This is a genomic window from Nostoc sp. MG11 (genome assembly GCF_014904695.1).
Classification (GTDB): domain Bacteria; phylum Cyanobacteriota; class Cyanobacteriia; order Cyanobacteriales; family Nostocaceae; genus Komarekiella.
Genome location: NZ_JACXXN010000016.1, coordinates 79954 through 105627, shown reverse-complemented (window position 1 = coordinate 105627; position 25674 = coordinate 79954). Strand labels below are relative to the sequence as shown.

25 protein-coding genes are annotated in these 25674 nt (G+C 40.8%); 17 read left to right on the top strand and 8 right to left on the bottom strand.

All coding sequences use genetic code 11. The features are described 5' to 3' along the window. Positions 1–75 precede the first annotated feature (75 nt). From HCR01_RS21635 to HCR01_RS21590, 10 genes are all read left to right on the top strand, one after another. Positions 76–1197: a mannose-1-phosphate guanylyltransferase gene (locus HCR01_RS21635; RefSeq protein ID WP_193198128.1), complete on the top strand. Its 1122-nt coding sequence runs from the start codon at positions 76–78 to the stop codon at positions 1195–1197. An 84-nt stretch (positions 1198–1281) separates the two neighbouring features. Next, positions 1282–1578 carry a membrane protein insertion efficiency factor YidD gene (gene yidD / locus HCR01_RS21630; protein WP_193198127.1) on the top strand — a complete coding sequence of 99 codons (297 nt, stop codon included), beginning with the start codon at positions 1282–1284 and terminating at the stop codon, positions 1576–1578. 31 nt (positions 1579–1609) lie between these two features. Beyond that, positions 1610–3256 carry an ABC1 kinase family protein gene (locus HCR01_RS21625; protein WP_193198126.1) on the top strand — a complete coding sequence of 549 codons (1647 nt, stop codon included), beginning with the start codon at positions 1610–1612 and terminating at the stop codon, positions 3254–3256. A 236-nt stretch (positions 3257–3492) separates the two neighbouring features. Beyond that, complete coding sequence (locus HCR01_RS21620; RefSeq protein ID WP_193198125.1) at positions 3493–4476, top strand: ATP-binding cassette domain-containing protein; 984 nt, start codon at positions 3493–3495, stop codon at positions 4474–4476. A gap of 639 nt (positions 4477–5115) precedes the next feature. Continuing rightward, positions 5116–6276, top strand: coding sequence for a phosphotransferase (locus HCR01_RS21615; RefSeq protein ID WP_193198124.1), 1161 nt, complete (start codon positions 5116–5118; stop codon positions 6274–6276). A 26-nt stretch (positions 6277–6302) separates the two neighbouring features. Then, positions 6303–7424 (top strand): T3SS effector HopA1 family protein, encoded by a 1122-nt coding sequence (locus HCR01_RS21610; protein WP_193198123.1) that lies wholly within the window; start codon positions 6303–6305, stop codon positions 7422–7424. A 507-nt stretch (positions 7425–7931) separates the two neighbouring features. Then, complete coding sequence (locus HCR01_RS21605) at positions 7932–8099, top strand: hypothetical protein (protein ID WP_193198122.1); 168 nt, start codon at positions 7932–7934, stop codon at positions 8097–8099. Between the two features lie 112 nt (positions 8100–8211). Continuing rightward, entirely contained in the window at positions 8212–8358 is a 147-nt protein-coding gene (locus HCR01_RS21600) for a hypothetical protein (protein ID WP_193198121.1), read from the top strand. An 82-nt stretch (positions 8359–8440) separates the two neighbouring features. Continuing rightward, positions 8441–8776, top strand: a complete 336-nt coding sequence (locus HCR01_RS21595; RefSeq protein ID WP_226889520.1) for a lanthionine synthetase LanC family protein — start codon at positions 8441–8443, stop codon at positions 8774–8776. A 76-nt stretch (positions 8777–8852) separates the two neighbouring features. Continuing rightward, positions 8853–9485: a PEP-CTERM sorting domain-containing protein gene (locus HCR01_RS21590; RefSeq protein WP_193198120.1), complete on the top strand. Its 633-nt coding sequence runs from the start codon at positions 8853–8855 to the stop codon at positions 9483–9485. Positions 9486–9617: 132 nt separating this feature from the next. Here HCR01_RS21590 and HCR01_RS21585 read toward each other — a convergent pair whose 3' ends face one another. After that, a complete protein-coding gene (locus HCR01_RS21585; protein WP_193198166.1) occupies positions 9618–9791 on the bottom strand; it encodes a hypothetical protein in 174 nt (57 codons plus the stop codon). Positions 9792–10167: 376 nt separating this feature from the next. Between HCR01_RS21585 and HCR01_RS21580 the strand changes: the two genes are divergently transcribed. Continuing rightward, the gene (locus tag HCR01_RS21580; protein ID WP_193198119.1) at positions 10168–10335 is read left to right on the top strand and encodes a hypothetical protein; all 168 of its coding nucleotides are present in this window, start codon (positions 10168–10170) and stop codon (positions 10333–10335) included. 133 nt (positions 10336–10468) lie between these two features. Here the strand turns inward: HCR01_RS21580 and HCR01_RS21575 are convergent, their stop codons facing one another. The 7 genes from HCR01_RS21575 to ppsA all read right to left on the bottom strand — a co-directional run bounded on the left by HCR01_RS21575 (position 10469) and on the right by ppsA (position 21762). Further along, positions 10469–11224: a peptidylprolyl isomerase gene (locus HCR01_RS21575; RefSeq protein WP_193198118.1), complete on the bottom strand. Its 756-nt coding sequence runs from the start codon at positions 11222–11224 to the stop codon at positions 10469–10471. Positions 11225–11339: 115 nt separating this feature from the next. Continuing rightward, the gene (locus HCR01_RS21570; protein WP_193198117.1) at positions 11340–12863 is read right to left on the bottom strand and encodes an HlyD family efflux transporter periplasmic adaptor subunit; all 1524 of its coding nucleotides are present in this window, start codon (positions 12861–12863) and stop codon (positions 11340–11342) included. 79 nt (positions 12864–12942) lie between these two features. Then, on the bottom strand, positions 12943–15660 hold the full coding sequence (locus HCR01_RS21565; RefSeq protein ID WP_193198116.1) for a peptidase domain-containing ABC transporter: 2718 nt from the start codon (positions 15658–15660) through the stop codon (positions 12943–12945). Then, positions 15554–16279, bottom strand: coding sequence for a helix-turn-helix domain-containing protein (locus HCR01_RS21560; RefSeq protein ID WP_193198115.1), 726 nt, complete (start codon positions 16277–16279; stop codon positions 15554–15556). Before HCR01_RS21560 ends, HCR01_RS21565 begins: the two co-directional genes overlap by 107 nt. 683 nt (positions 16280–16962) lie before the next feature. Then, positions 16963–18498: a dolichyl-phosphate-mannose--protein mannosyltransferase gene (locus tag HCR01_RS21555; RefSeq protein ID WP_193198114.1), complete on the bottom strand. Its 1536-nt coding sequence runs from the start codon at positions 18496–18498 to the stop codon at positions 16963–16965. A gap of 66 nt (positions 18499–18564) precedes the next feature. After that, on the bottom strand, positions 18565–19167 hold the full coding sequence (locus HCR01_RS21550; protein WP_193198113.1) for a GNAT family N-acetyltransferase: 603 nt from the start codon (positions 19165–19167) through the stop codon (positions 18565–18567). A gap of 102 nt (positions 19168–19269) precedes the next feature. After that, positions 19270–21762 carry a phosphoenolpyruvate synthase gene (ppsA, locus tag HCR01_RS21545; protein ID WP_193198112.1) on the bottom strand — a complete coding sequence of 831 codons (2493 nt, stop codon included), beginning with the start codon at positions 21760–21762 and terminating at the stop codon, positions 19270–19272. 189 nt (positions 21763–21951) lie between these two features. Here ppsA and HCR01_RS21540 point away from each other — a divergent pair, with 189 nt between their 5' ends. The 6 genes from HCR01_RS21540 to HCR01_RS21515 all read left to right on the top strand — a co-directional run bounded on the left by HCR01_RS21540 (position 21952) and on the right by HCR01_RS21515 (position 25669). Then, positions 21952–22356 carry a hypothetical protein gene (locus HCR01_RS21540; protein WP_193198111.1) on the top strand — a complete coding sequence of 135 codons (405 nt, stop codon included), beginning with the start codon at positions 21952–21954 and terminating at the stop codon, positions 22354–22356. Positions 22357–22870: 514 nt separating this feature from the next. Next, entirely contained in the window at positions 22871–23200 is a 330-nt protein-coding gene (gene ureA / locus HCR01_RS21535; RefSeq protein WP_193198110.1) for an urease subunit gamma, read from the top strand. Between the two features lie 26 nt (positions 23201–23226). Then, complete coding sequence (locus HCR01_RS21530; protein ID WP_413773960.1) at positions 23227–23598, top strand: urease subunit beta; 372 nt, start codon at positions 23227–23229, stop codon at positions 23596–23598. Positions 23599–23609: 11 nt separating this feature from the next. Beyond that, positions 23610–24242, top strand: a complete 633-nt coding sequence (gene ureG, locus HCR01_RS21525; RefSeq protein ID WP_193198109.1) for an urease accessory protein UreG — start codon at positions 23610–23612, stop codon at positions 24240–24242. Between the two features lie 33 nt (positions 24243–24275). Continuing rightward, positions 24276–25127 carry an urease accessory protein UreD gene (locus tag HCR01_RS21520; RefSeq protein WP_226889519.1) on the top strand — a complete coding sequence of 284 codons (852 nt, stop codon included), beginning with the start codon at positions 24276–24278 and terminating at the stop codon, positions 25125–25127. Continuing rightward, entirely contained in the window at positions 25124–25669 is a 546-nt protein-coding gene (locus HCR01_RS21515; RefSeq protein ID WP_193198108.1) for an urease accessory protein UreE, read from the top strand. The genes HCR01_RS21520 and HCR01_RS21515 overlap by 4 nt, the downstream gene beginning before the upstream one ends. The last annotated feature ends 5 nt before the right edge of the window (positions 25670–25674 follow it).

Genomic DNA, 25674 nt, shown 5'->3' with positions numbered 1-25674 from the left:
TGCAAGCTACAAATATTGCCAGTGCAAAAGCTCACTGTAAACTTGTAATGTTCTTCGGTACGTGTGTATGACAACATGAATACTTTATTGTTCCCTGTAATACTTGCTGGTGGTAAAGGTGAGCGTTTTTGGCCCCTAAGCCGCAAAGACCGACCCAAGCAATTTTTAAGTCTCGATGGTAGCTCTAGAAGCCTATTACAAGCAACCGCCGATCGATTGATAGATCTCGGTGGCGATGAGTCCAGCGCTGCGAGAGGGTTTCCCTCCGCAGGCGACTGGCGAACCCGAACGGGTTGGGATTCCTTGTGGGTGATAACTTCTAGTCAGATAGCTGAAGGGGTAAGACAACAACTACCCAAACTACCATCTCAAAACTTGCTGATTGAGTCAGAGGGAAGGGACACTGCCGCAGCTGTTGCTTGGACAAGTTTAGAAATCAAACAACGCTATGGAGAAGACGCTGTTATTGGCTTTTTCCCTGCTGACCACTGGATTGCCGACCAAAAGGCGTTTGCACACACATTAAGTGCAGCTACGCAACTGGCGGCAAGCACAGAAGCGATTGTCACATTGGGGATCAAGCCTACTTTTCCATCAACCGGCTACGGTTACATTGAACAAGGTGAAAAAATAGGTAGCTTTAATGAGTTGCCAGCTTATCACGTCAACCGCTTTACTGAAAAGCCCAACCGGGAAACGGCAGAAACTTTTCTATCTTCGGGACGTTTTAGCTGGAATAGTGGCATGTTCGTTTTTCGGGCTGGGGTTGTTCTCAAGGAATTACATGCCCATGCTCCAGAAATTATCGAACCTTTGGAACAACACGGTGCTGATATCTATCCCCAGTTGCCTAAGAAGAGTATAGACTATGCGCTAATGGAAAAGACCACTCTAGCATACGTTTTACCAGTGGAGTTTGGTTGGGATGATTTAGGAGATTGGAATGCGATCGAACGCTTACTTAAGAAAGAAGAGACTCCCAATGTGGAACTCGCTACCCATGTGGGATTAGATACGCAGGGGGCTATTATTTATGCTTCAAATCCAGAAGATGTAGTTGTTACTATTGGTTTAGAGGATGTGGTGATTGTGCGCGATCGCAATGTTACCCTTGTGGTTAAAAAAGACCGGACGCAAGAAATTAAGCAGATCCTCAAAACTCTCCAAAGCGATCCCCGATTTACCGACCTGCTGTAGATGTAAAAGTTAAAACCCTTGGCAGAGGCGAAAAAGTCTGTTTTTCTATTATAACTTGACTGTCTATTGTTTTATCTGACAGTTATGGAAATCATTAGCTTTGAGCCTCTGGCTAAAACAATGGCCATTAATTCTATTGCTACTTATCAAAAGTATATTTCTCCGGTCAAAGGATTCTCTTGTCCTCATCGCCTCTTACATGGCGGTGATTCTTGCTCAAATTATGTCAAACGAATGCTGAGTGAACAGAAGCTTCACGACGCCGTACAATCATCCATACAAAGATTCCAAGACTGTGCCGCATCCAGTAAAACCTTAACAACCGCCGAAACTAGATCCAACTTCCGCTGTATTGTCATCCCCTGCTGTTTACCCCTCTAACTCCTCTGCATCTTTGCAGTTCATTATCACAATGTTCCTCACACAAACTGTTCCCCGTCAACGAGAAATCATTGAAGTATTCCTTCGCAATGGCTGGGACTATATGCGAAGGCTACTGACTGGTGGCAAAGCTGATGAACCCCAGCTACCCACACCTGCTGTTTTAAAAAACATCTTGGTGGATTTGGGGCCAGTTTATGTCAAACTTGGTCAGCTACTCTCTACCCGCCCAGATTTACTTAGCGCTGCCTATATTGAGGAACTATCAACCTTACAAGATGAAGTGCCGGCAGTTCCCTGGCCAGAAGTAGAAGTAGTTATTCGCAAACAGTTAAAGCGATCGCTAGAAGAAACTTTTAGTACGATTAATCCCATCCCAGTAGCGGCGGGATCAATTGCCCAGACACATCGAGCCACACTTGCAGATGGTCGAGAAGTCGCGCTGAAGGTACAACGTCCGGGAATTGATATTACTGTTGCTCAAGATATCGCCTTAATTCAAGGTATTGCTGATTTAGTAGCGCGTACCGATTTTGGACAAACCTACGAAATCAAATCCATTGCTGAAGAATTTACCAAAGCTTTAGAAGCCGAGCTAGATTTCACGCGGGAAGCTGGTTTTACAGACCAATTGCGCCGCAACTTATCCCGTAGTCGCTGGTTTGATCCCACGCAAATAGTAGTTGCGGAAATCTACTGGGATTTGACTACAGAAAAATTACTGGTAATGGAGTGGCTGGACGGAGTACCTTTTCTGTTGGCAGATTTGAACAGTAATAATAACGGTAAAGATCCCGCCATAGAACGTAAAGAAATAACCACTCTGCTATTTCGCGCTTTTTTTCAGCAACTATATATAGATGGCTTTTTTCACGCTGATCCCCATCCAGGAAATTTATTTTATCTTAAAGATGGTCGCGTGGCGCTTTTAGACTGTGGCATGGTGGGACGACTTGATCCCCGTACACAGCAGATATTGACAGAAATGTTGTTAGCAATCGTTGATTTAGATGCTCAAAGGTGCGCTCAGTTAACTTTACAGCTATCAGATTCCGGTCAGCCAGTAATTTTGTCGCGCTTAGAAAATGATTACGATCGCATGTTGCGAAAGTATCACAATGTCAGCCTCACGGAAATAAACTTCAGTCAGATAATTTATGAAGTTTTGCAGGTTGCTCGCAACAATAAAATTCGCTTACCCAGCAACATGGGTTTGTATGCCAAAACCCTAGCTAACTTAGAGGGGGTGGCGCGTACCTTTAACCCGGAGCTTAATTTTTTTGATGAAGTTAAGCCATTAATCACAGACTTGTTTCGCCGTCAGTTACTCGGCGATAATCCAGTGCGATCGCTTCTTAGAGCAGCCTTGGATATTAAAAGTCTCTCTCTACAATCTCCCCGCCAGGTTGAATTGCTACTAGACCGAGTTACCTCGGAAACCTTACAGTGGAATTTATCGCTACGAGGGTTAGATGGCGTACGTCGCACTATGGACGATGCAGCCAATAGACTCTCATTTAGTATTTTGGTGGGTTCGCTGATTATGGGTGCGGCAATTATTTCCACGAAAGCACAGACAACTCAGCTATCTTTTTTAAGCACCATCCTATTTACAGTCGCTAGTCTGTTGGGGTTGTGGTTAATTATTAGTACTTTGCGATCGGGACGTTTACGGTAAACCGATGTTTTAGACTTCTTGCAAAAGTCGTTCTTTTTGCGTTCTTCTTTGCGTCTATGCGTGAGACAAAAAATATTTATGCAAGAGGTCTTCTGTAACTGAGCAATATTCACCATAGGAAATCATGATAGCTGTTGCTTGCAAAAATATGTGTTTGGGTATTTGGAATCACAGATGAACGCTGATAAATACAGATAAATTTATCGGTGTTTATTTGTGGTTTTAATCTAAAATATATGTCAATTATCGTTGCAGAGAAGCTAAGTAAATTTTATCCGGTGGCGGTTAAAGAGCCGGGAATTAAAGGTACAATTAGCCACTTTTTCCGCCGTACCTACCGTTCAATTAAAGCAGTTGAGGATGTTTCCTTTGAAATTGCTCCGGGTGAAGTTGTAGGGTTTTTAGGGCCCAATGGTGCTGGTAAAACTACTACACTCAAAATGCTGACGGGTCTAATTCATCCTTCTGGCGGTACAGTCAGAGTAGCTGGACACGTTCCCTTTCGTCGTGACGAAGCATTTTTGCAAAAAATCACCTTAGTGATGGGACAAAAGCAGCAGTTAATTTGGGATTTACCAGCGTTGGATTCTTTAAAAATTAACGCCGCTGTATACAACATCCCTGATAAAGAGTTTCAGCGGCGGGTGGGAGAATTAACAGAGATGCTTTCCTTAGAAGGGAAGCTTATCCAACCAGTGCGGAAGCTGTCTTTAGGTGAGCGGATGAAGGCCGAACTATTGGCTGCACTTTTGCATCGTCCCCATGTATTATTTCTGGATGAACCGACCCTAGGACTAGATGTCAATGCTCAGGTAGGAGTGCGCGATTTCTTGCGTGAGTACAATCAGCAATATCAGGCGACAGTGCTGTTGACAAGTCATTATATGGCTGACATTACAGCATTGTGTCAACGGGTGTTGTTAATTCACCAAGGAAAACTAATGTATGACGGTAATTTAGATGGACTGTTAGAACGTTTTGCCCCTTACCGGGAAGTTTATGTCGAGTTAGCCCAACCACTATCAGTGGAAAAACTCATGTCTTACGGTGATATCCAATTCTTAGAAGGGCGATCGGTACGCTATATGGTGCCGCGAGAGGCGCTCACCCGTACTGTATCTCAGATTTTGGCGGATTTAGAGGTAGTTGATTTAACCGTCACTGAACCACCTGTAGAAGAAGTAATTGGCCGAGTTTTTCAGGCGGGTGTTGTGTATTAAGAGGGAATAGAGAAATCCCCATAATTCAAATTAGGTAGCCAGTGCTAAATCAGCGCCTTGCATAAGAAGCGCTTGCGTTAGAGCGGCGATTAGCAACTGGCTCGACTTTTCGCTTTTTCTTCCACTGTGCGTCTCAAAAAAAATATTTTCATCAAGAAATTTAGTTGCTCTGTAACCAATATTCAGGACTAAATTTCCCTGCTGTTAACAGTTATACCAATTTAAAAAAAGAATGTGACAGATAGACCATGTAGAGACGTTGCAATGCAACGTCTCTACCAAAGGATTTGTTGCAATCATTAATTGAATCGGTATTATCTATCTCTACAGTGGAAGTCGCCACTTCTAGTAGCGAGTGTTGAGAGGAGCAGAGTTGCTCAAGGGAGAATCAGCGATGAATAAAATAGGTAATTTTTAGCGATAAAAAAATAATTGAGGCTTCCGAATCATCAAAAATTCAGGAGTGACTTGGCATTAAAAATTGCGTATCAATTAGTAATGTTTTAGGGACATAAATGTTTTAGTTAATGCACGAATTTGCCATAATTTTTTATTTTAGTTAGAGCCAAAAGCTTGCAAATATGGTTAAATAATTTTACTATTGCCTAGAATTACAGCTAATTAATACATTCAAGTTTTATGACATTAATCCTGAATTACCATAATGTTTTTGATTATTTAGTTGAACAGGGGTTATGCAATCAGTCTGAGCAATCTCCTAGCAAGATAGAACCAGTTGCAGCTAAAAACTTTAATTTATTATTGACTTTTACAGATGGTTGTAAGCTTCTTGTTAAGCAAGAACGACACAATCAAGATGGAAAAACTGCTGGTGAGTTTTTGAGGGAGTGGCGAATTCAAGATTTCTTACAGCAATTTAACAAATTTAATCACTATCGCTCATTTTTACCAAATGTGGTGCATTTTGATGCAGAAAATTCAATTATTGTCTTAAAATACCTGGATGATTATCAAGATTTAAAAGATTTCTACACAAAGAAAAATAGCTTTTTTATAGAAATTGCAATGGCAATTGGCACTGCCATTGCAACTATCCATAGTGATACTTTTAATCGCAAAGAATATCAGGATTTCTTCTCTGTTAATCAGGATAATCTAATGGCTGATCAAGTATCGGATTTAATTCAGGGATTGGAACGGATTGGGCCAGAGATTTTTGGTTTAGTGCCTGACGATGGGTTAAGATTTTTTGCTCTTTATCAGCGGTATGATAGTTTAGGGCAAGCGATCGCAGAACTGGGTGATGCTGTAATTCCCTCTTGTCTCACCCACAATGATTTAAAACTAAATAATATTCTCCTGTATAAAGATTGGCAGGATTCTAGTAACAATATTGTCCGACTAATTGATTGGGAACGCTCGGCTTGGGGAGATCCAGCCTTTGATTTGGGAACACTCATCGGCAGTTATGTACAAATCTGGCTTGCTAGCTTAGTTATCAGTAATTCTTTGAGTATTGAAGAGTCTCTACGCTTGGCAATAACACCTTTAGAACTACTTCAGCCTTCAATTAGTAGATTAACCCAAGCTTATTTAAACACTTTTCCAGAAATTCTAGAACACCGCCCTGATTTCTTGCAACGAGTGGTGCAATTTACTGGTTTTGCTTTAATTCAACAGATTCAGGCAATGATTCAATATCAAAAATCTTTTGGCAATACGGGGATTGCTATGCTTCAGGTTGCTAAGACGTTATTAAGCCGTCCTGTACAATCGATGCCAACAATTTTTGGTGCTGCTGCTGTTGAATTAACTCACCTAAGTAGTTCTGCTGTTTAAATCATTTTGTTATTACTAAAGTAGTTATGCAATTATTAAATTCTCCTCAAACTCAGCTAGAGACTGGTTTAACAGGGCAATTACTGGATGTTCTGCAAGATATTGTTCAAAAAATTGAGATAAAATCTGATTTTTCCATCCACCATCCAGATTACAAACCTTTGGAATTGCCATCTGAGGCAGTTGAACGTTTTCAGAAGATGCCAACCCAGATGCAACAGAAATACGTGAGTCTGCAATTGCGGAGTTTTCTTTATGGTATTTATTATAATGGCTCGATGCGAAGTCTATTGGCACTCGATGGAGAAGAAAATAATTTACCTTTAGATTTGGAGAATAATACTTTACTGGGGATAGATGTGGGATTTTATGAACGATTGAATAAAAGTAATTGTGGAGAGGGTTATTTTGATTCTGGTTGGTCTGTTATTAAAGAAGAATCTGATGATAGTTTAGTAGTTACTAAGGGTGGTTTAAGGCTGCATATTCAGCGAAATAAACATCTTCAATTTGTTGAAAAAGTCACTCTGATAGGTGATTCAGTAGCTATCCGTTTGCCTAAAAACAGAGTCCAAAATGGCTTTTATATGGCAGTTGGCAATCAGGGATTTGGTCGTATTGAGGATACTAAATATCAGCCAATCACTGTGCGAATATATTTAAATTTAACTCCTGAAGGTGCTGTTGTGGTTATGGAGAGTTTGACACAGCACTTGAATTATTTAGCAATACCTTTTAGTTTTAAGGTTTTGTACAACCCCAAGGAATACGGTCGGCATGATTCAGGGGTATTGTATTTTGATAAAAGGGACTATGAGATAGTTAGGGAAGTTTTCAAAATTGTCTATACAGAACATCAATTGCATTTTAACTCAGAAATTCCTTTATTTACCAAGCAGCTAGCGCCAGGATTAGGGTTAGCTGAAGAACCAGACCATAAGTTTGCTGAACAGGAGAGTTTTGGCATGAATCGCTGTCAGATTGTGGCGAATGGGTTACTGGAAGGTTGGCAGCAAGGGGATGATTCAACTGAGGGGCGGATGCATGCTATTTGTGAGCAATTTTACACTTTGGGGATTGATTTGCAGCGTGTTTATTTGAATGCTAATTCTGAGGATATTTACAGGCAAGTAGAATTGGGCAACTGATACGAATACATTTGTTGATAATGTTTATATTTCAGTCCAAGATTTATCTTGGGCTGATTTTGTTATGTTTTTTGCTCAATTTTAAAGTTTATGGTGACATAAATGTTTCAGTTTTAAATCTTTTTAACAGACTCTAATTCTGTTGTAATTGCCTTTCGTTCTATTCTTGATTGGCGTAGGCGTAGCCCACCGTTCGCGTAGCGTCTCGCAGAGAAGGTATCGCACTACTTTATTGTAGGTTTTCAATATTTGAAAATAATAATCAAATTATTATACTAGTCCGAAAATAAAATTTGCATAAACTAAGTAAATAAAATGCTATCTCTGTTGAGTCAAATGAAATCTCCAAAAGGCTATTAGTGACATAAATGTTTTTATTTGAACACCACTAAACTAAAAAAAAGATAGACATACTCAATTAATTAAAATTATGATTACAATAAGAATCAAAAATTACTAATTGATTCTTAGTCAATAGCACAAATTCATTATTGGAGAAAAACTCAAATGGCTAACATCGTAGTTAATGACATCAAACTAGCTGGGGCAGAATTGTTTGTCGATTATGAAACTTTCATCAACGACCTCGAAGACAACGAACTTGAAATAAGAGGGGGTTTAGTGGTGGCTCTATGTAGTAGTTGTCATGGATGTGGAGCTGTAGCTTACGCTTAATAACTTACTAACCACTATTTGAGGCGCAATGATTCCCCTAGTATATACTTTGTAAATTCGTAGGGGAATCGTTGTAAACAAAATGTAAATGGCAGTAGTATAATTATCACAAATGGCTACTATAGCAACCAACATAATCTTTATTTTAGAATCCTTCAATCGTTCTTTCGATCCAGATTTTAATCCACAAAAGCTTGACCAAAATCTCATTGAAGAACGTCTCAAAAGCAGAATCTATGCTGAATTTATTCAACACTGAACTATCGGGACTTAAACATTTTTGAGGCAGAAACAAGCCTCAAACCCATACAGGGCAGGGAAAATACACCAAAGACTCAAAAATGCTTGAAACCCATATATATCAAGAAACTAAGCAAACCGATGTCGAAGTCTCTCTGTATATACATTTGAGTGTTTTTTCTGGCTATTTTTTGTCTAAGTCCCACTATATTGTTGTCGCTTTCCAAAAACTTGGTAAGCAGGAATGGCTAAAAACTGCTAGGAAGAAGGCAGCATGGGTAGTGGAAAGAGCAAAAGAAAACGGAGGATATACTTTTGATGTATTACCTAACTGGCTTTTTAACCCTAGTTTTTTGCGAGGTACAGCAGGAGTAGGGTATCAGTTGTTACGCTTAGTATCTCCAGAATTGTTGCCTTCAGTGCTTATTTGGGAATAAGGAAATACTTAATTTTGACAGTTATCAAAATTAAGTATTGTTAACAATGTTGCTTTATACGTCTCTCTTTAAGGTCATGAATACTAAAAATATAGGAACGCTCGTTATTAGTGCGGCAGTCAGCAGTCTTCTTTCTTTAGCTCCAGCTGCTGCTGCTATATTAGTCGAACCCGTTTTGACAACCCCTGATCGCAATCTCCCTTCCCGCAATTTCGGAATTGGCGTGAATCCCCCTCGTACGGTTCTTGTATGGAATGCACCTGATATCAGCGGTCAACAAAACTTTCTAAATGAGGGTACAGAACTAGATATCACTACAATAGAGCTGTTTTTATTTCCTGAACTCGATGAAGTTGATGACGAGGTAATCTGGGGAGATGTTAATGGAGATGGGCAAATTGGCATATCTAACCTTTTTGCCAATATTGAAGTTGATAATAACTTTATCTTGGAGGACTCTGGAGAGCTTTTCCGAGCTCCACGCGTTACTTTTACAGGAGGAGTTATTCTCTTGGGGACGCGTTTTGTCGCTCAAACTCTTACTGAACCAGATTTAACGGCTCCGCTAGAGGTGGGAGATGCTGGGCCCCTGCTAGTCGGGGGGCGTTATGATGGTGTCACCGTTCCAGAACCCTCCACCATCCTCAGTTTAGTTTCTGTACTAGGATTTGGAGTCCTGTTCAAAAAGAAATCCTCTCAGAAGACGTGAGAAAGAAGGAAAGGTAATAGACCATTTGACATCGTGACAGCACTCCGTAACAAATTAACTAAAGGTTTTGCCTGGGAGTCTTCATCAATGAGTAGTTTTAGGCTCAAGGGAGGCTCGTTGTTGTTCGAGGCGTTAACGCTCCTCATCTGCTTCCAGTTTCAGAAGTTCTTGGTGACTTTCGCAATAGTAAATAGCTTCCTCGATCGCAGCAAGGAGGAGGTTCCAATTATCTGCTGCCTCTTCTATTGACATCTGGTTAATCATCGTACGTCCCACCTGAGTGAAACAGATTGTAGCGAATAGCATGGGGTTTGCTGCTATTGCCAGAATGAAATAGCCTTAAATTTTTATCTTTAAGTCTAAGAGAATTCTTGGACTAATTTTTTATTGGTTTTTCTAATTTATGTTAATGAAGTAAGCAGTGAAAAAAAAGGTCAGAAATATTTTATATATGCCATCAAATATAATGTTATTTATCTAAATAAATATAAAACTTTTCTTTTCCCAAAAATGGCACACTTGATTTGATAATTAATCAATATATAACTGCATTAATTGTGGCACATTATTTAGTGAGATAAACCTTGAAATAATAGATTGAATAACAGATTATGGTAACGGGATAAGGCAATTCAAAGTCTAATCCCAACCAACACAAATTAACTAAGGAGTACATTTAAAAATGGCTAGTATTACAGTCTGTGACCTAAATCCTTCCGAAAGCTTTCTCTGTGAACTCACAGAGGATGAGCTAGCCTATGTGTTAGGTGGTAGTTTTTTTAGTAAGATTCTTGACTTTATTGAGGCTCACCCTGTTCTAGTAAGTATTGTTATAGCAGTACTCCTGTAGCAACTGAAAATTTTGAATGGAAAGTCCATAATTTTAGACTTGCGGTCTAAGGCAGTAAACAATGCCCTCTAATAATTAGAGGGCATTATCTGTTAACGGTTTTGAATACTTGACTTTTGAGTTAAATTAAAATTTAAGTTGTCAGACTGCTAAAGTCGAGTTTTTTAGTAATTTCAACTGGCTTAATTTGCTGCTTTATCCAGGCTGTAAATAAATCCTCAAGAATTTGATAGCGCAGCATAGGCTCCAATTGTGGTTTAATAATTTCCTCAACCAAAATTAGGTATACTCCTTTAGAGGCTACGATGGGTTTAAGAACCTGGGGAGGCGTGGCAGCAAAGACATTTGTTGAAATCTCTGGTTTCAAATCTTTGCGGCGCATTATCCCCCGATAACCTCCTTTGCGGCGTAATTCCTTATCCTGGATATATTTGTGAGCAATATCATAAAAACTCATCTCACCTTCTTTAATGGCATAGAAGAGTTCTATCGCCAAGTCTTCATTATCCAGAACAACCTCATACATGACCACACCAGCATAATCTAGTTGATTTTCAAAGAAATAGGGTTCAACTTTATCTGCAAACAGATGAGCAGCTAACTTTCCAGAAATGACGGTGCTGTAGACAATTTTTTCATAATCATCTATACAAAGACTATGTTTTTCCAACCACGCCCAGGTATCATCAGCACTATTAAGTTTGTTCATTAACCGGATTTGGTCAGCTGCTTTTTGAAGTTCCTCAGTCTCTACTTTGATACCCGCCTCAGCTGCGGCATTTGCAATAACTTTACGAGTAATAATCCCCTCAATGAACTCAGGGATTTTACAGGATAGCTTGACTTGATTAAGAATATCTTCGTTGGTAATAGTGATAGATTGTGACATGATGTTTCTCCTTAAATTAGGTAAACGAAATTAAAAGTAAAATAATCACTTTTTTCCCTAAAAAGTAATGGGGGTAGGTGATGAAGTTGAGAAATGTAAAAGTACCGTGAAATCCTTACAATCTCATCCCACCCTGTTGCAACTGCTTAAACGGGTCAAGCAGAAAATCAATAATCCGACGTTGGCGCACAATTACCTCAGCTGTCGCCGTATCCCCAGCACGCAAAGCAATACATTTATTAGCTGAGAGAATACAATTTTGTTTTAGGGCAATTTCCAAGTCATAAGCTGCCACCTTCCCATTAGGGGTTTCTACCTCGATGGTAGTAGGTGAAATCTCTAACAATTCTCCTTCCACAATTCCATAATCCTGAAACGGATAAGCATCAAACTTTAACTTTACTGGCAACCCTCTTCGCAAAGAACCACTCTCATTTGTTGCCATTTGCGCCCTAATTATTAAAGGCGAACCTTGGGGTGCAATCTCCGCAATCATTGCTCCAGGCTGCACTACAGACCCAGCCCGTTGTATTGGTAACTGAAACACTCTACCATTCACGGTGGCTCTTAACTCTCGTTGTCCTAACTGAAATTTTAACGAGACAATCTGACTCTTACTCTGAGCAATTTCTGCCTGAAGCATAGTAATTTCTGTCTCCAAATTCTTTTGTTGTTCGTCGATTTTTAGCAGAGCTAGTTTGCTGGAACGAGTTAAGGTCTGATAACTTCTTTCCTGTTCTTTCAGTCGCAAGTGTGCCTGCTCAATATCTGCATTTGCTTGCCGAATAGTCCGCTCATAACTACTCTGTTGTTCTATCAAACGTAGTTTAGCCTGCTGAATATCTGACTGATTTTGTTCGTATAACTGTTGCTTGTTTTTAGCTATATCTTGCTTCTCGACAACATTAATTTCTGGAACAACCCCTGACTGCCAAAGACTGCGATAGCGTTCAACTTCCCGCTCGGTACTTGCTAAACTACTGTTTACTAACTTATTAGCAGTTTGATTATGCTCAACAGTTTGCCGTGCCTGATTGACTTGAGCTAATTTTTCGTCTTTTTGTAAGTCATAAGAATTCTTCAGAGCATTCATATTCTGCCGTGCTTGATCAATTTGAGCCTGCTTTTCTAACTGTTGAGATTGATTTTGTTGCTGTTGCGTTGTCAAAGATACAACTAACTGACTTTTAGATGAATTTAACTGAGAAAGTCGATTTAATTGCCCCTCTAACTTATCCTGTGCCTGGCGCATTTCTGCCTTAACTAATTCCGATTCCAACACCAATAAAGTCTGTCCAACTTTAACTGCATCACCCTCTTTTACACGAATTTCGGCAACAGTACCCGCCACAGCAGTATCCAGCCTAACTGTTTTTCCCTTTGGCTCAAGTCGCCCTCTTGCTGTACCCGTTTCATCCACCTTAGATAGCATCGCCCAAGGTAAAATGATCGACACAGACATCACCAAAAAATATAGCAATCCCCTTGTCCAAACCTGGGGTAAGCTATCAAGTAAATCTTTGGTTGCGTCAGCCCAATCATCAGTTGATTTAGCTGGTGTTTGCTCCTTTAAAATTTCCTCGCCCTGTTCTACCTCATGGATTTGGGTTTGAATCCTTCCATTCAATGTGTTTGGCATGATGTTTCCTGATATCAATTTGGGATTTGGGATTTTGGAAGTGCAGAGACAAGAAAAGCTTCTTTCTTGTCGTCTTGTTTCACCCCGCAACGTCCATCTGCTGATGATTGAGATAAAAATAATGTCCCCGTTTCGCCATCAACTCTTGGTGAGTCCCACTCTCAATCAACACGCCGCGATCCAGCACCAAAATCAAATCTGCATTCCGCACAGTTGAAAGGCGATGGGCGATTACCAAGGTGGTTCTGTCCTTAAGAATTGTGTTTAAATTCGTCTGAATAATCCTTTCTGACTCTGCATCCAGATGAGAAGTCGCCTCATCCAAAATCAACAGCTTGGGATTGCCTAACAACGCCTTTGCGATCGCAATTCTTTGTCGCTGTCCTCCAGACAACATCCCCCCTCCTTCACCGATCTGGGTTTCATAACCCATAGGTAACTTTTTAATAAACTCATCAGCGCCCGCCAATCGCGCCGCCTCAATAATCTCTGCCAAAGTTGCTCCAGGATGTGCCAAGCTAATATTTTCCCGAATCGTTCCGCCAAACAAAAAGGTATCTTGGTCAACTACCCCAACCTGCTCGCGTAGAGAACGCAACGAAAGACTGGTAATATCCTGCTCATCAATCAACACTTTGCCATCTGTGGGGGAGTATAACCCCAAAACCAGCTTAGAAATTGTGGTTTTTCCCGAACCACTCCGTCCCACCAAGGCGACCATTTGCCCGCTGTGTACTTCAAAACTGAGATTTTCCAAAACATTGATATCGCTTTCAGGGTGATAGCGGAACGTTACGTTGTCAAAGCGAATGTTACCTTGAATGGGTGGCAAAGATTGCCGCGCCTGATGCTGCAAATCTTCTTCTGGTTCCGCATCCAACACATCATTAATGCGTTCCACTGCAATCACCACTTCTTGCAATTGATTCCACAAAACTGTTAATCGTTGGAAGGGTCTAATAATATTTCCCAACAACATATTAAATGCTACCAATTGCCCAATGGTTAGCTGGTTATGGATCACTTGGTACGCCCCAAACCACAGCAAGATAGTAGTTACCACTGCTTCAATTGTGTTGCTGAATATTTGTAGGCGATTGCTAATAATTTGCCCGGAAAAGTTAGTTTTTATTTCCTTACTTAATAACTCTTCCCAATGCCAACGTACTGTCTGTTCTACTGCTGTAGATTTAACTGTTCGTACGCCAGAAAGTGCTTCAATCAGATAGCTACTTTCATTAGCAACAGCATTAAAGATTTCCCTAGAAATCTTTTGTAAAAAAGGTGTGGCAATCAATGCTAGTAGGAAAAAAGGCGGTACAATCACTAATACTAGTAACGCCATTTTCCAACTGTACCAAAACATTAATCCTAAATAGATAAAGACAGTAACTAAATCCAGTAGGATGGATAACGCCTCACCGGAGAGGAAGCGTTGAATTTTGCGGTTTTCCTGTACACGAGAGATAATATCCCCTACATAACGCGATTCAAAGTAACTCAAGGGTAGCCGCAGGGTATGGCGAATAAATCCCACAATCAATGCTAAATCGAGCTTATTTGCCGTGTGGTCTAACAAATATTGCCGCAACCCCGTCATTGCCACACGAAATAAACTAAAAATCAGCAATCCTAACCCTACCGCCGTTAAGGTTAGTTCAGAACGCTGCACAACTACACGGTCTAAAATTAACTGAGTAAATAGAGGTGTAACAAGTCCAAATATCTGGATAAATAAAGAAGCGACAAACACTTCTAGCATTACTAAAGAGTGAGGCTTGATCAACTCAAAGAATTGCCAAAAGGGAGTTGTAGCCTCTTTGGTATCCTTCAACCAAGCGGTGGGTTGCAGCAGCAGTGTATAGCCAGTCCAGTTGGCTTTAAATTGCTGGTGGCTGAGGGTGCGTTGACCAACAGCAGGGTCAGCTACAATCACACTCTTGGGAGTAATTTCGTAGACTACAATGTAATGCTTGCCTTCCCAGTGGACAATGGCAGGCAATTTTTGCTTCGCCAATTGGTCAAGACTCGCTTTCACAGGTCGCGTGGTAAAGCCAATACTTTCCGCCGCCGCCGATAATCCCCGCAGTGAGGAGCCATTGCGGTCAACATTGGCGATATCCCGCAGGCGATTTACACTAAAGTTTTTCCCCCAATAGCGAGACACCATCACTAAACAAGCTGCACCGCAATCCGATCCACTCTGTTGGGCAAAAAATGGATAGCGCCGAATCACACGCTGTAATAAATGCCCCGCTCGCTGCGTGGAGTTGGGAAAATAAGCTTTGCTAATCTTTTTCTGGCGTGGCTCTACTGCTGGCGTTGACAAAATCTCCGTTTTATGCAGCAGTTTTGAGTCAGATGGAGGTTGATCTGAGTCCAGCTGTTGGGGGTTACGAGACAGCGCCTTAGCCTGCAAATGCTCCCGAATTTCGGGATATTTAGCCATCAGTGGCCACAACGTCTCACCCGGAACAAAGCATAGTTGCAAGTTGACTGAAGCCCTGGCAGCGTAAGGTTTAAACTCACCCTCCTTAAACAAGGTAAACTCCCCAAATGAGTCACCTGCCTCCAAAGTGGCGATTAACTCATCGGCGCTATCTAGCAACCTGACCTTACCAGCGATCGCAATATGTATGCCTGGTTGGGCATCACCTTGCCAGAACTTGCCGACTTTTGGGTTGATAAATTTAACTTGTTGAAGACACTGTTGAAATTCTTCTGTCGAAAGAGAATAACCCAGAGTATTGTTGAACTGTTGCAGAGAAAGCACCTGAGCGGATGTATTTTGCACCATGAATGTCTAAATGTTTTCCTAATTTCGCAAAGTCAATAGGTAAAAATTCGGAATCATCTGTAATAGCTGCCGATTTGAGATCACCAATCAAAATTTTGGAACCCTTAGCCTGCTCATTACTGTTTGCTTCAGAATTGCTGGGTTTGGGTAAGGTGGATAATCCCATCTGTTTGAGCAGTCGCTTGATATGGCGATCGCTCACCTCAATCTCAAATTCTTTTGCTAGATGTTTCCCAAGCCAGTTAGCTGTCCACCGCCGAAAAGCATAGCCATGCTCGCGGGGACTACTGTTAATTAATTCCTTCAAACGCTCTAAATACTGATCATTCACAGCTTTAGGGCGACCAATGGGACAATCTTGCCATTGGTGTGCCATCCCCGCCCGCGCTATATGCATCCAATGTCGTGCTGTTGCTGCACAACACCCCAAGGTTTGACAAATCTCCGTTTGCGTTTTTCCCTCATCTACCAACAACATGATTTCAATTCGTTGGCGGTAAGATTCAGGTAAACTTTTGTGCAAACTCTCTAGCAGCAGTTTCCGCTGAAACGCTGTTAAACACTTACCATTAGATCCACTTAAGTAGCTGGTTTCAGATTTTGCTTGGCAGTCGGACATAAACTTAGAATTGTTAGTTTTGTAGACGCATAAATGCCTTGTGCTTGACGTATAATTTATCAAACACTCACAAACAAATCTTTTTAAGGGCTAGTCATTACCCTAATAGCGCACATTGATTGTTTTATGTATTACATGTATTATAAATCAAGCATATATCAAGCTACAAATCGTATATGTAAATTCCGTAAATTAACCGTTAAATTTTCATAAAATGTTAGGCTAAATAAATACACTTACTCAGTATTATCACTGAGTACTTTTTTACAAGTAAAAATATTTTTGTAATTTAAAAGGGTATATATAGCTAATACCAATCTCGAACAAGAATGCTTGACTATTGACTACATTTCGTCTTTGTGAGCTTCGACAGACTTTTTGGCGATAGCTAGCCCCAAGCCGATACCAGGAATGTTTCCCACATTATCCGCACGTCGTAAAGGCTGAAACAGCCGCTTTTGGTGAAGTTAAGAGTTAGGGGTTATTATTCTTTCCATGCCCCATGCCCTATTTACCCAACCCGCATTTCTCACACGCTTTGCGATCGCTTATCTCGGAATCTTTAGCTACAGGCTTCGAGCTTTTTTTGGGTAGACAATTTTAGCACAGTGCGAAACGCACAAATTTAGGTTTTATAAACCTTTAAAAGATGTGGTGAGAAATCTGGGTCAATAGCCCTTAAATTAAATCCAAGAGTTAAACAACATCCGTAGTTTATAACCTTCAGGGGAGAGGGGTAAACCCAAGTAAATAGGCATCCAGAAAATAAAAGCAGCTAGAATAATAAAGCTAATAGTGACACCGATTACCCGGAGTGTTCGATAATAACTGCGGAGGCATTGGTCTACAAACCAGGCGATCGCTAAAAAGACAAACACTACAGCGCAGATGTAATGGTAAATAAAAACGCACCTTGTTACCTTTACCCAAGGTAATAAATTTGCAGCATAATTTATCACTAAATACAGGGCAATCCAAGTATCAACACTGAGAGTCGCAGGCACAGAAAAACGCTTTTGCTTCACCCAATAACTCACAATTTGCGACACCAGCATCCCTACTAAAAACAAAATGGCAGCAACACCAAACCACCATAAAAAGGGATTGCCCATTGCGTGGACATCATAAACTATTTTTCCTGTACCAGAAGGTAACGGAGGCCCCATAACAGGTAACGGCTCTTGAATACTCTTAGCCGTTTGATAATAATATGCCATTGGTCGAGTCATCAAAGGCCATTGATACCAAGCAGCACAATAAGGATGGACTTTAGGACTATTGCCACCCATCTGGAGGTGAAACTTCAAAATTTGCTGATGTACTGCTATAAATCCATAATTCTTATCTAACTGAAGGTGGGGAATCCAGATGATGCTATAGACTAAAACTGGAATAATTCCCAGATAAAATAACATCTGAAAAAGATTTAGTTGAGTAAGATTTTGAAGTGGCGTCTGAACTGCAACTTGTTGGGGTTCTTCATCCAACTTGCGAAACCATTCGCTGTAAAAGAATCTTCCTTGTCTGACTAGCGCTAGTGGTGATGAAGGAAATGAAGAAAGGATTTTAAGAGAGGGAAAAGAATACATTCCTCGAATTAACCAAGCTACTAACCAAATGAGATAAGCACCTAATAAAAACCATAAGCCATTCCATTTAGTGGCGATTGATGCACCGAAACTAATGCCAGAAATAACTAACCAAAAAGAACGGCGTTGATTTTGATTATCCAATGCCAATAATAAAAACCACTGCCCTAGCAAACCGAAAATGACAATATAAACATTACTTAGGGCATAGCGAGACTCAACTAGAAATAAACCATCACAAGCAGTGAACAAACCTGCAAGTATTGCAAAGCTACGGCGATGACTTAACTGATAGGCAATAGCAGCAATAATTACAGGAATAAATGAGCCAGTGAGGGCATTGAACCAACGATAAGCCCAAGGCGATCGCAATGAACCTGTTAGCCCATTGAGCGTATCGTTCCAAAAGGGAATATGGCTACCAATCCAAATCCCGATGCCAATGAGATATTGACTCAGCGGCGGATGAGCATTAAAAAATGGTGTGTGGGTGAGATAATTATTACCAAATTTGGCAAAGTAAACTTCATCAAATACCAGGGTGTTGAATCGCCCCAATCCCCAAAACCGTAAGGCAAGTGAGAGGAGAAATATACCTACTATCCCAATTTGAAACCACTTTTTTGTCATTTGTCAAGAGTCAAAAGTCAAGAGTCAAAAGTCAAGAGTCAAGAGTCAAGAGACAGGAGATAATATTTATTCTCCTCCTTGTCCTCCTTGTCTCCTTCTGCTCCCCTCCTCCCCATGCTCCCCCTCTATTCTTTCAGGTGCATGTAGTTGAAATAAGAGCAGTTCAATACCGTAATAATTCTTGGTTCGTCCCATTGGTTTCATGTTCAGTCTTTGGGTGACACGGATTGAGGCATGATTTTCTGGCTTTACGACTGCATAAATCACTGGCAAGTTCAGGATACTAAATCCGTATTTGAGCATACCTTGCCCTGCTTCTGTTGCATATCCTTTACCCCAAGAAGTTCGCCGTAAGTGCCAGCCTACCTCATAATCATGAGTGAGTAAGCTATCTTTTTCTGGTAATTCTTTAAGCAGAATAGTTCCGACAATTGTTGTAGTTTGTTTATCTACAATTGCCCAAGATCCAGTACCATTGTTGCGTCGGCGCGATCGCTCAATGTTTTCAATTAAGCGCTGACGCTGCAACTCAAGAGTGGGAACACGAGCGCCATTACCAAGAAAGTAGGTCACTTCCGGGTCATTATAAATTTCAAACGCTTGTTCAGCATCGCTTTCGGGTATCCAAGTGCGAATAATCAAGCGTTCGGTTTCAAAAAGCGGTGTCATCTTCACCTTTAACTAAATTAAGAGCGATCGCTACTACAAAGTTGCAACCCATCACTCCTGCTGATTTTACAAGTTTTCACTCAACACGGGCCAGGAGAAAGGCTATGGGGCGGGTAACTCTTTCTCGACTTTTGCCACTTCCAGCATCGTCTTTAAAACCGAATCTGGATTGAGGCTAATTGAGTCAATTCCTTGTTCAACCAAAAACTGGGCAAATTCTGGGTAATCGCTGGGTGCTTGTCCACAAATGCCAATTTTACGGTTGCGCTTTTTGGCAGTTTCTATAGCCATTTTTACCATTCGCTTCACACCTTGACTGCGCTCATCAAACAATCGCGCCACCAATGCTGAATCTCTGTCTATGCCCAGTGTTAACTGAGTTAGGTCATTGGAACCAATGGAGAAGCCATCAAATACATCAGCAAACTCTTCAGCCATAATTACATTATTGGGCAATTCACACATTACATAAACCTGCAAATCGTTAACGCCTTGCTTGAGATCATTTTTTGCCATTTCTGCTAACACCAAACGTCCCTCATCGGGAGTGCGACAGAAGGGAATCATTGGGATGACATTCGTTAAACCCATCTCTTCTCGTACCCGCTTGATGGCATGACACTCTAGAGCAAAAGCTTCTCTATAGCCTTGATCATAGTAACGCGCTGCGCCTCGCCAGCCTAGCATGGGGTTTTCTTCATGGGGTTCAAACTGTTGACCACCTAATAGGTTCGCATATTCATTACTCTTGAAATCTGACATTCTTACAATTACTGGTTTGGGATAAAATGCCGCTGCAATTCTACCTATGCCTTGGGCTAATTTATCTACAAAATACTGCGGTTTATCGTTGTAAAGTGCGGTGATGTCAGCAATTTTGGCTTTGACAAATTCATCTTTTAATAAGTCATAGTGAATCAACGCCATTGGATGAATTTGGATTTGATTGGCGATGATAAATTCTGTTCGTGCTAAACCCACGCCATCGTTGGGAATCGCAGATAAACTTAATGCTTCTTGAGGATTACCCACATTCATTAAAATTTGGGTGCGGGTGCGAGGTAAATCTTCTAAAGGAACTTCTTGAACTTCAAAAGGTAATAAGCCTGGATAAACTTTACCTTCTTCCCCTTCAGCACAAGAAATTGTTACCTCTTGACCAGTTTTCAAAATATCTGTAGCATTGCCGCATCCCACGATCGCAGGTACACCTAATTCTCGCGCAATGATCGCCGCGTGACAGGTGCGCCCCCCAGAGTTGGTAACAATTGCACTAGCACGTTTCATAATCGGTTCCCAGTCGGGATCAGTTCTCTCTGTCACCAACACTTCCCCAGCTTGGAATTGGTCGATTCTATGCACGTCTAAAATCAGATGCGCTTTCCCTTGACTAATTGCTTCCCCAATTGCACGTCCAGTTACCAGAGGCAGAGGTGCAGTATTTTCTGTTTGCTCCTCTGCTCCGCTGCTCCCTTGCTCCCCTGCTTTCCCTACAAGGCGATAAGTCCGCAACACATTCCCCGTCTTCTGCGACTGAACGGTTTCGGGACGCGCTTGGACAACAAAAAGTTGATTGGTAATGCCATCTTTTGCCCACTCAATATCCATTGGGGTGTAAATGCTGTGGACTTGAGAATAATGATCTTCAATTAAAGATGCCCAGCGTGCTAGTTGTAAAATCTCTTCGTCAGTAATAGCAAATTTGCCTTTATCTGCGGTTGATACAGATACATTCTTTGTAAATTTGGAACCGTCATCATAGATCATTTTGAGTTCTTTGCTGCCCAATTTTTTATTAATAATTGGGCGAAAACCTGCCTTTAAAGTTGGTTTAAAAACATAGTATTCATCTGGGTTAACGGCTCCTTGGACAACATTTTCTCCTAAACCGTAGGCTGCTGTAATCAGTGCAGCATCCTTAAATCCGGTTTCTGTATCAATGGAAAACATTACCCCAGAGGTTGCTAAATCAGAGCGCACCATTTTTTGTACACCAACGGCAAGGGCAATGCTAAAGTGATCAAATCCCTTGGTGTGGCGATAAGAAATAGCGCGATCGGTAAATAGGGAAGCAAAGCATTTATGGCAAGCTGCTAAAACTCCTTCAGTACCGACAACATTCAGGTAACTTTCTTGCTGTCCGGCAAAACTAGCATCAGGAAGGTCTTCGGCAGTGGCGCTAGAACGAACCGCGACATCTGTCTCTGCATTGTATCGCTCACTTAAGACTTGGTATGCCGTAGCGATCGCCTCTCGCAATTCTATAGGAAATGGTGTGTGTATCAATAGCGATCGCGCTTTTTTCCCTCGTTCTCGGAGATTTTTGACATCCTCAACATCCAAGTCAGCAAAGAGTTTGCGTAGCTTTGGTTCTAACCCTGCTGATTTGATGAAATAACGATAAGCATAAGCTGTGGTAGCAAATCCCGTAGGAACGTCAATACCTTTGGGTGACAGTTGTTGAATCATTTCACCCAGTGATGCGTTCTTACCACCAACTAAGGGTATATCACCAATGCCAACTTCATCAAACCACAGAATGAGCGATCGCTCTTTGGCAGACGAAGATAAAGTGCTTTTAGATACTGTTTCCATAATTACCTTTTAAGTTTATATTTAACCTGTTAGTACCTAATTCCTAATTATTTTTACCCTATTCAATTTTAGAATTTTGAGCCAGTCGCATAATTTTTAGATTGCCAGATGAAATACAAAACTCTAGTCAAGAAACATTAACAATTATTCGGGATAATGGCTGTATCAGAATACCGGATGTAATACACAATGGAGCAACTCAAACGACTGCTGAAAATGGCAGAAGATGAACTAACTGAGTACAGCACTGATGCCCGTAAAATTGAAAAACTGCGTCGTAAAATAGGTATAACAGTATCGGCAACAGAACAACGGCAAGTCAAAGAGGCATTATTAGCTACTATAAAATCTAATATAATTACCCAAATTGTTGAAGAACAAAGACAAGCCGTAGCTTTACCATTTTGGGGAATTGCCGGATTAGGTTTGTTATTGGGAGTTTCTTTAAATCAACCCATAGGCTTGTTAGCAGCTGTAGTGGGGACTGTATTAGCTTACAGAATTCAGAAATGGGGTTGGCAATTACAAGCAACTCGTCTATTGTTACAAACATTGGAAGATATTGAAGCGCGTATCACCCAACCCAACAAGTAATAAAACAGATGCACATAGATAAATTATCGGTGTGCATCTGTAGTTTAATATACAAAATGATCGACTAGTCATTTGATTGACATCTTGCTAAGTTTTTAACAATTCCATTGGGATCACCATAACAAAAAAACTTAGATCTTGGATTTGAGATCAAGTATTTATGATGCAATACAGTTCAGTTAAGCATTTCTTTCTTCTCTCTGCGTCCTCTGTCTTGAAAAGTTTCCTAGGTTGGGAAACTCCGAAGTTCTGATCGCCGGACGCCGGCGCTCAGACTTCTCTCCGCCTACAGAACTTTTCGCTGCGCCTCTGCGAGACGCTAGGCGAAGGCGGTTCGTTAAAAAATAACATTAACCAAGCATTTAACTAAAACCCTTTGTTAGTCTTCTAAACAAGACTTTAGCTATTAGCCAGAGAATTCATTCCTAGCCAGTTGTTGGAACTAGTGCAAAATCTCAGTTAAACGAACTTATAGTTTGATAATGTAAACCTTAAGTACAAAAAGAAAACCATTATGCAACTATCACCGCAAGAAAAAGACAAACTACTGATTTTTACCGCTGCTTTAGTAGCAGAGAGACGCAGAGAAAAAGGGCTAAAGCTAAATTATCCAGAGGCGGTAGCCTATATATCTGCGGCGATATTAGAAGGCGCAAGGGAAGGAAAAACCGTAGAAGAATTGATGAGTTATGGAACAACTTTACTAGGTAAAGAGGATGTTATGGAAGGGATTCCAGAAATGATTCATGAAGTGCAAGTAGAAGCTACCTTTCCCGATGGAACAAAATTAGTCACCGTTCACGAGCCAATTCGCAAGTCTGTTGTTCCTCTGACACGCTTATAATTTTCAAGTTTCAAATTGGGAGTATCATGATGATTCCTGGAGAAATTATTACTCAACTCGGAGAAATCGAAATCAACGCAGGGCGAGATATTATCATATTGTCGGTAGTAAATAAAGGCGATCGCCCGATTCAAGTGGGTTCTCATTTTCACTTTTATGAAGTTAACTCTGCACTACAATTTGCTGAAGTTACTTATCAGGGTAAAGAAAGAATAATTGTTCCATTTGAGCGATTTAGTCCCAATGATAAAACTAAAGGAATGCGTTTAAATATTCCAGCCGGGACAGCTGTCAGATTTGAACCAATAGATGAAGATGCTAAGGAAGTTGAGTTAGTCCCGTTTGTTGGTAAACGCGAGATTTATGGTTTTGATGGACGAATTAATGGAGCATTATAAGGAGATTAACCATGTCGAAATCGGCAGCAAGATTAGGAATTGGAGGCCCTGTCGGTAGTGGGAAAACAGCTTTACTAGAGTGTATCGTCCCCATTTTGATGGACAGAGGTATTGAAGTAGCAGTAATCACTAATGATTTGCTGACCACTGAAGATGCAGACCGTCTCAAAGGTCGAGGTTTTCTACCTCCTGAACGCATCATCGGCGTGGAAACGGGTAGCTGTCCTCATACTGCGATTCGAGAAGACCCATCGATGAATCTCTTGGCGGTGAAAGATTTGGAGTTGCTTTACCCGCAACTAGATATTATCTTCATTGAAAGTGGAGGTGACAATCTAGCTTCCACCTTTAGCTACGATTTGGTAGATTCATATATTTTTGTAATTGATGTGGGGGCGGGGGATGATATTCCTCGTAAAAAAGGCCCTGGCTTTACACAAGCTAATTTAGTAGTAATCAATAAAATTGATATTGCTCCTTATGTAGGTGCTGACTTAGATTTAATCCATCAACAAGCTCCTTTATATCGACAAGGTAAACCCATTGCTTATACTAATTGCAAAACAGGAAAAGGATTAGATGATGTAGTGAATTTTATTATGGAAACTGTTCTATTTCGCAGCCCTTCTGCAATAAAAAGCTGAGTGTTAATAGTTCATAGGAATTACTTGCCGACGTTGGAAATCCCAAAACAAACGAAAAACTTAGAGTTAAGGCTGGAGTGCGATCGCAATGGTCATACGATTGTCAGCCATCAGTATACTGCTTATCCTTTGGGTATTTCTCGAACCTTCCGTTCTGACCTTACCAATCCTGATCACACTTATCTCTATATCACCAGTTCCTCTCCAGGCTTACTGGCAAATGATCAGCTAAATATCTCCTTGCAACTCGCCGCTAATACTCATCTTTGCCTTAGCGATCAGTCTGCGACAAAAGTTCATCCTATGCCGATCGCAGCTTCAAAAGCAACTGCCCATTATGAAATTGAAATTGGCGAAGCAGCAACTTTAGAGTTTGTCCCCGAACCGCTCATTCTTTTCAAAGATGCAACTTTTGAGCAAATAACCCACATTAAATGTCATCCACAAGGAAAACTTTTTTTGAGTGAAATCATTGTACCTGGGAGAATTGCTAGAGGAGAGTTTTACGATTTTGACTACTACTCTAGCCGCTTACAAGTAACTTCTTCTGAAGGAGAGTTATGGTTTACCGATGCTATGCGCTTAGAAGGAAAACACAATGCTTTCAAAAACTGCAAACTCTTTGCTTCTGCTCCTGTCTTAAGTAATTTAATCGTTATTTTACCCCAGGGAAACCTTCAGTTATTGAGTAAAAATTTAGAAGATTTAGAAGCTGCTAATTGCCCCGGTGTTATGGTCGCAAGCTCGATTCTACCTCAAAATAAAGGTATTTTAATTAGAGCGATCGCAACTGGTACTCACGGACTGAAAAACTATCTGCAATACGCTTTAAATTGCGTTCGCAATTTAAGCCATCAACCTGTTTTACCTCGGATTTTGCAATGATTGAACTGGCAGAAACTTACCTCGGCAATATCACAGAAAATCCTAGCTTATCTGAACAACTAAAAAAAGTTGGCTTTAAAGAGCATTGCTTAGAAGTCTATCTAAATCAAGCAGATAGCCGCAAAGGACGAATTTACTCTCGCGCTGCTTCTGGTGTGGATGTTGGGATTGTTAAAAATCGCGATTGGTCACTACGAGAAGGAGATATCTTTAAAACTCAAAACGGTAAGTTACTGCTAATTCACCTGCAAGAGCAAAAGGTGATGGTACTGAGTTTTAGCGAGTCAGTAAACGATTCTTCCTTAAAAAAACTACGCGATCGCGCTATTGATTTGGTTCATTTAGGTCATGTTTTAGGCAATCACCACTGGCCGATTATTATCGAAGATGGCAAAATCTACGTCGAGTTAGTAATAGATACAGAAGTGATAGAAGCAACCATCCGCAATTTTTCTATTCCTGGCTTACAGATTGACTACGAATGGCGATCGCCTCAAGAACACTTTGCCTCGGAACACACACACCAGCATAATAATTCGTAATTACA

Bases quoted from the DNA above. Each gene is read 5' to 3' on its own strand.
- ppsA (WP_193198112.1), bottom strand. From the start codon at position 21,762: ATGGAAACAGTATCTAAAAGCACTTTATCTTCGTCTGCCAAAGAGCGA.
- HCR01_RS21560 (WP_193198115.1), bottom strand. From the start codon at position 16,279: ATGTCCGACTGCCAAGCAAAATCTGAAACCAGCTACTTAAGTGGATCT.
- HCR01_RS21615 (WP_193198124.1), top strand. From the start codon at position 5,116: ATGACATTAATCCTGAATTACCATAATGTTTTTGATTATTTAGTTGAA.
- ureA (WP_193198110.1), top strand. From the start codon at position 22,871: ATGCAACTATCACCGCAAGAAAAAGACAAACTACTGATTTTTACCGCT.
- ureG (WP_193198109.1), top strand. From the start codon at position 23,610: ATGTCGAAATCGGCAGCAAGATTAGGAATTGGAGGCCCTGTCGGTAGT.
- HCR01_RS21610 (WP_193198123.1), top strand. From the start codon at position 6,303: ATGCAATTATTAAATTCTCCTCAAACTCAGCTAGAGACTGGTTTAACA.
- HCR01_RS21580 (WP_193198119.1), top strand. From the start codon at position 10,168: ATGGCTAGTATTACAGTCTGTGACCTAAATCCTTCCGAAAGCTTTCTC.
- HCR01_RS21600 (WP_193198121.1), top strand. From the start codon at position 8,212: ATGGCTACTATAGCAACCAACATAATCTTTATTTTAGAATCCTTCAAT.
- HCR01_RS21595 (WP_226889520.1), top strand. From the start codon at position 8,441: ATGCTTGAAACCCATATATATCAAGAAACTAAGCAAACCGATGTCGAA.
- HCR01_RS21620 (WP_193198125.1), top strand. From the start codon at position 3,493: ATGTCAATTATCGTTGCAGAGAAGCTAAGTAAATTTTATCCGGTGGCG.
- HCR01_RS21575 (WP_193198118.1), bottom strand. From the start codon at position 11,224: ATGTCACAATCTATCACTATTACCAACGAAGATATTCTTAATCAAGTC.
- HCR01_RS21540 (WP_193198111.1), top strand. From the start codon at position 21,952: ATGGAGCAACTCAAACGACTGCTGAAAATGGCAGAAGATGAACTAACT.
- HCR01_RS21605 (WP_193198122.1), top strand. From the start codon at position 7,932: ATGGCTAACATCGTAGTTAATGACATCAAACTAGCTGGGGCAGAATTG.
- HCR01_RS21635 (WP_193198128.1), top strand. From the start codon at position 76: ATGAATACTTTATTGTTCCCTGTAATACTTGCTGGTGGTAAAGGTGAG.
- HCR01_RS21625 (WP_193198126.1), top strand. From the start codon at position 1,610: ATGTTCCTCACACAAACTGTTCCCCGTCAACGAGAAATCATTGAAGTA.
- HCR01_RS21550 (WP_193198113.1), bottom strand. From the start codon at position 19,167: ATGACACCGCTTTTTGAAACCGAACGCTTGATTATTCGCACTTGGATA.
- HCR01_RS21530 (WP_413773960.1), top strand. From the start codon at position 23,227: ATGATGATTCCTGGAGAAATTATTACTCAACTCGGAGAAATCGAAATC.
- HCR01_RS21565 (WP_193198116.1), bottom strand. From the start codon at position 15,660: ATGGTGCAAAATACATCCGCTCAGGTGCTTTCTCTGCAACAGTTCAAC.
- HCR01_RS21570 (WP_193198117.1), bottom strand. From the start codon at position 12,863: ATGCCAAACACATTGAATGGAAGGATTCAAACCCAAATCCATGAGGTA.
- HCR01_RS21515 (WP_193198108.1), top strand. From the start codon at position 25,124: ATGATTGAACTGGCAGAAACTTACCTCGGCAATATCACAGAAAATCCT.
- yidD (WP_193198127.1), top strand. From the start codon at position 1,282: ATGGAAATCATTAGCTTTGAGCCTCTGGCTAAAACAATGGCCATTAAT.
- HCR01_RS21555 (WP_193198114.1), bottom strand. From the start codon at position 18,498: ATGACAAAAAAGTGGTTTCAAATTGGGATAGTAGGTATATTTCTCCTC.
- HCR01_RS21585 (WP_193198166.1), bottom strand. From the start codon at position 9,791: ATGCTATTCGCTACAATCTGTTTCACTCAGGTGGGACGTACGATGATT.
- HCR01_RS21590 (WP_193198120.1), top strand. From the start codon at position 8,853: ATGAATACTAAAAATATAGGAACGCTCGTTATTAGTGCGGCAGTCAGC.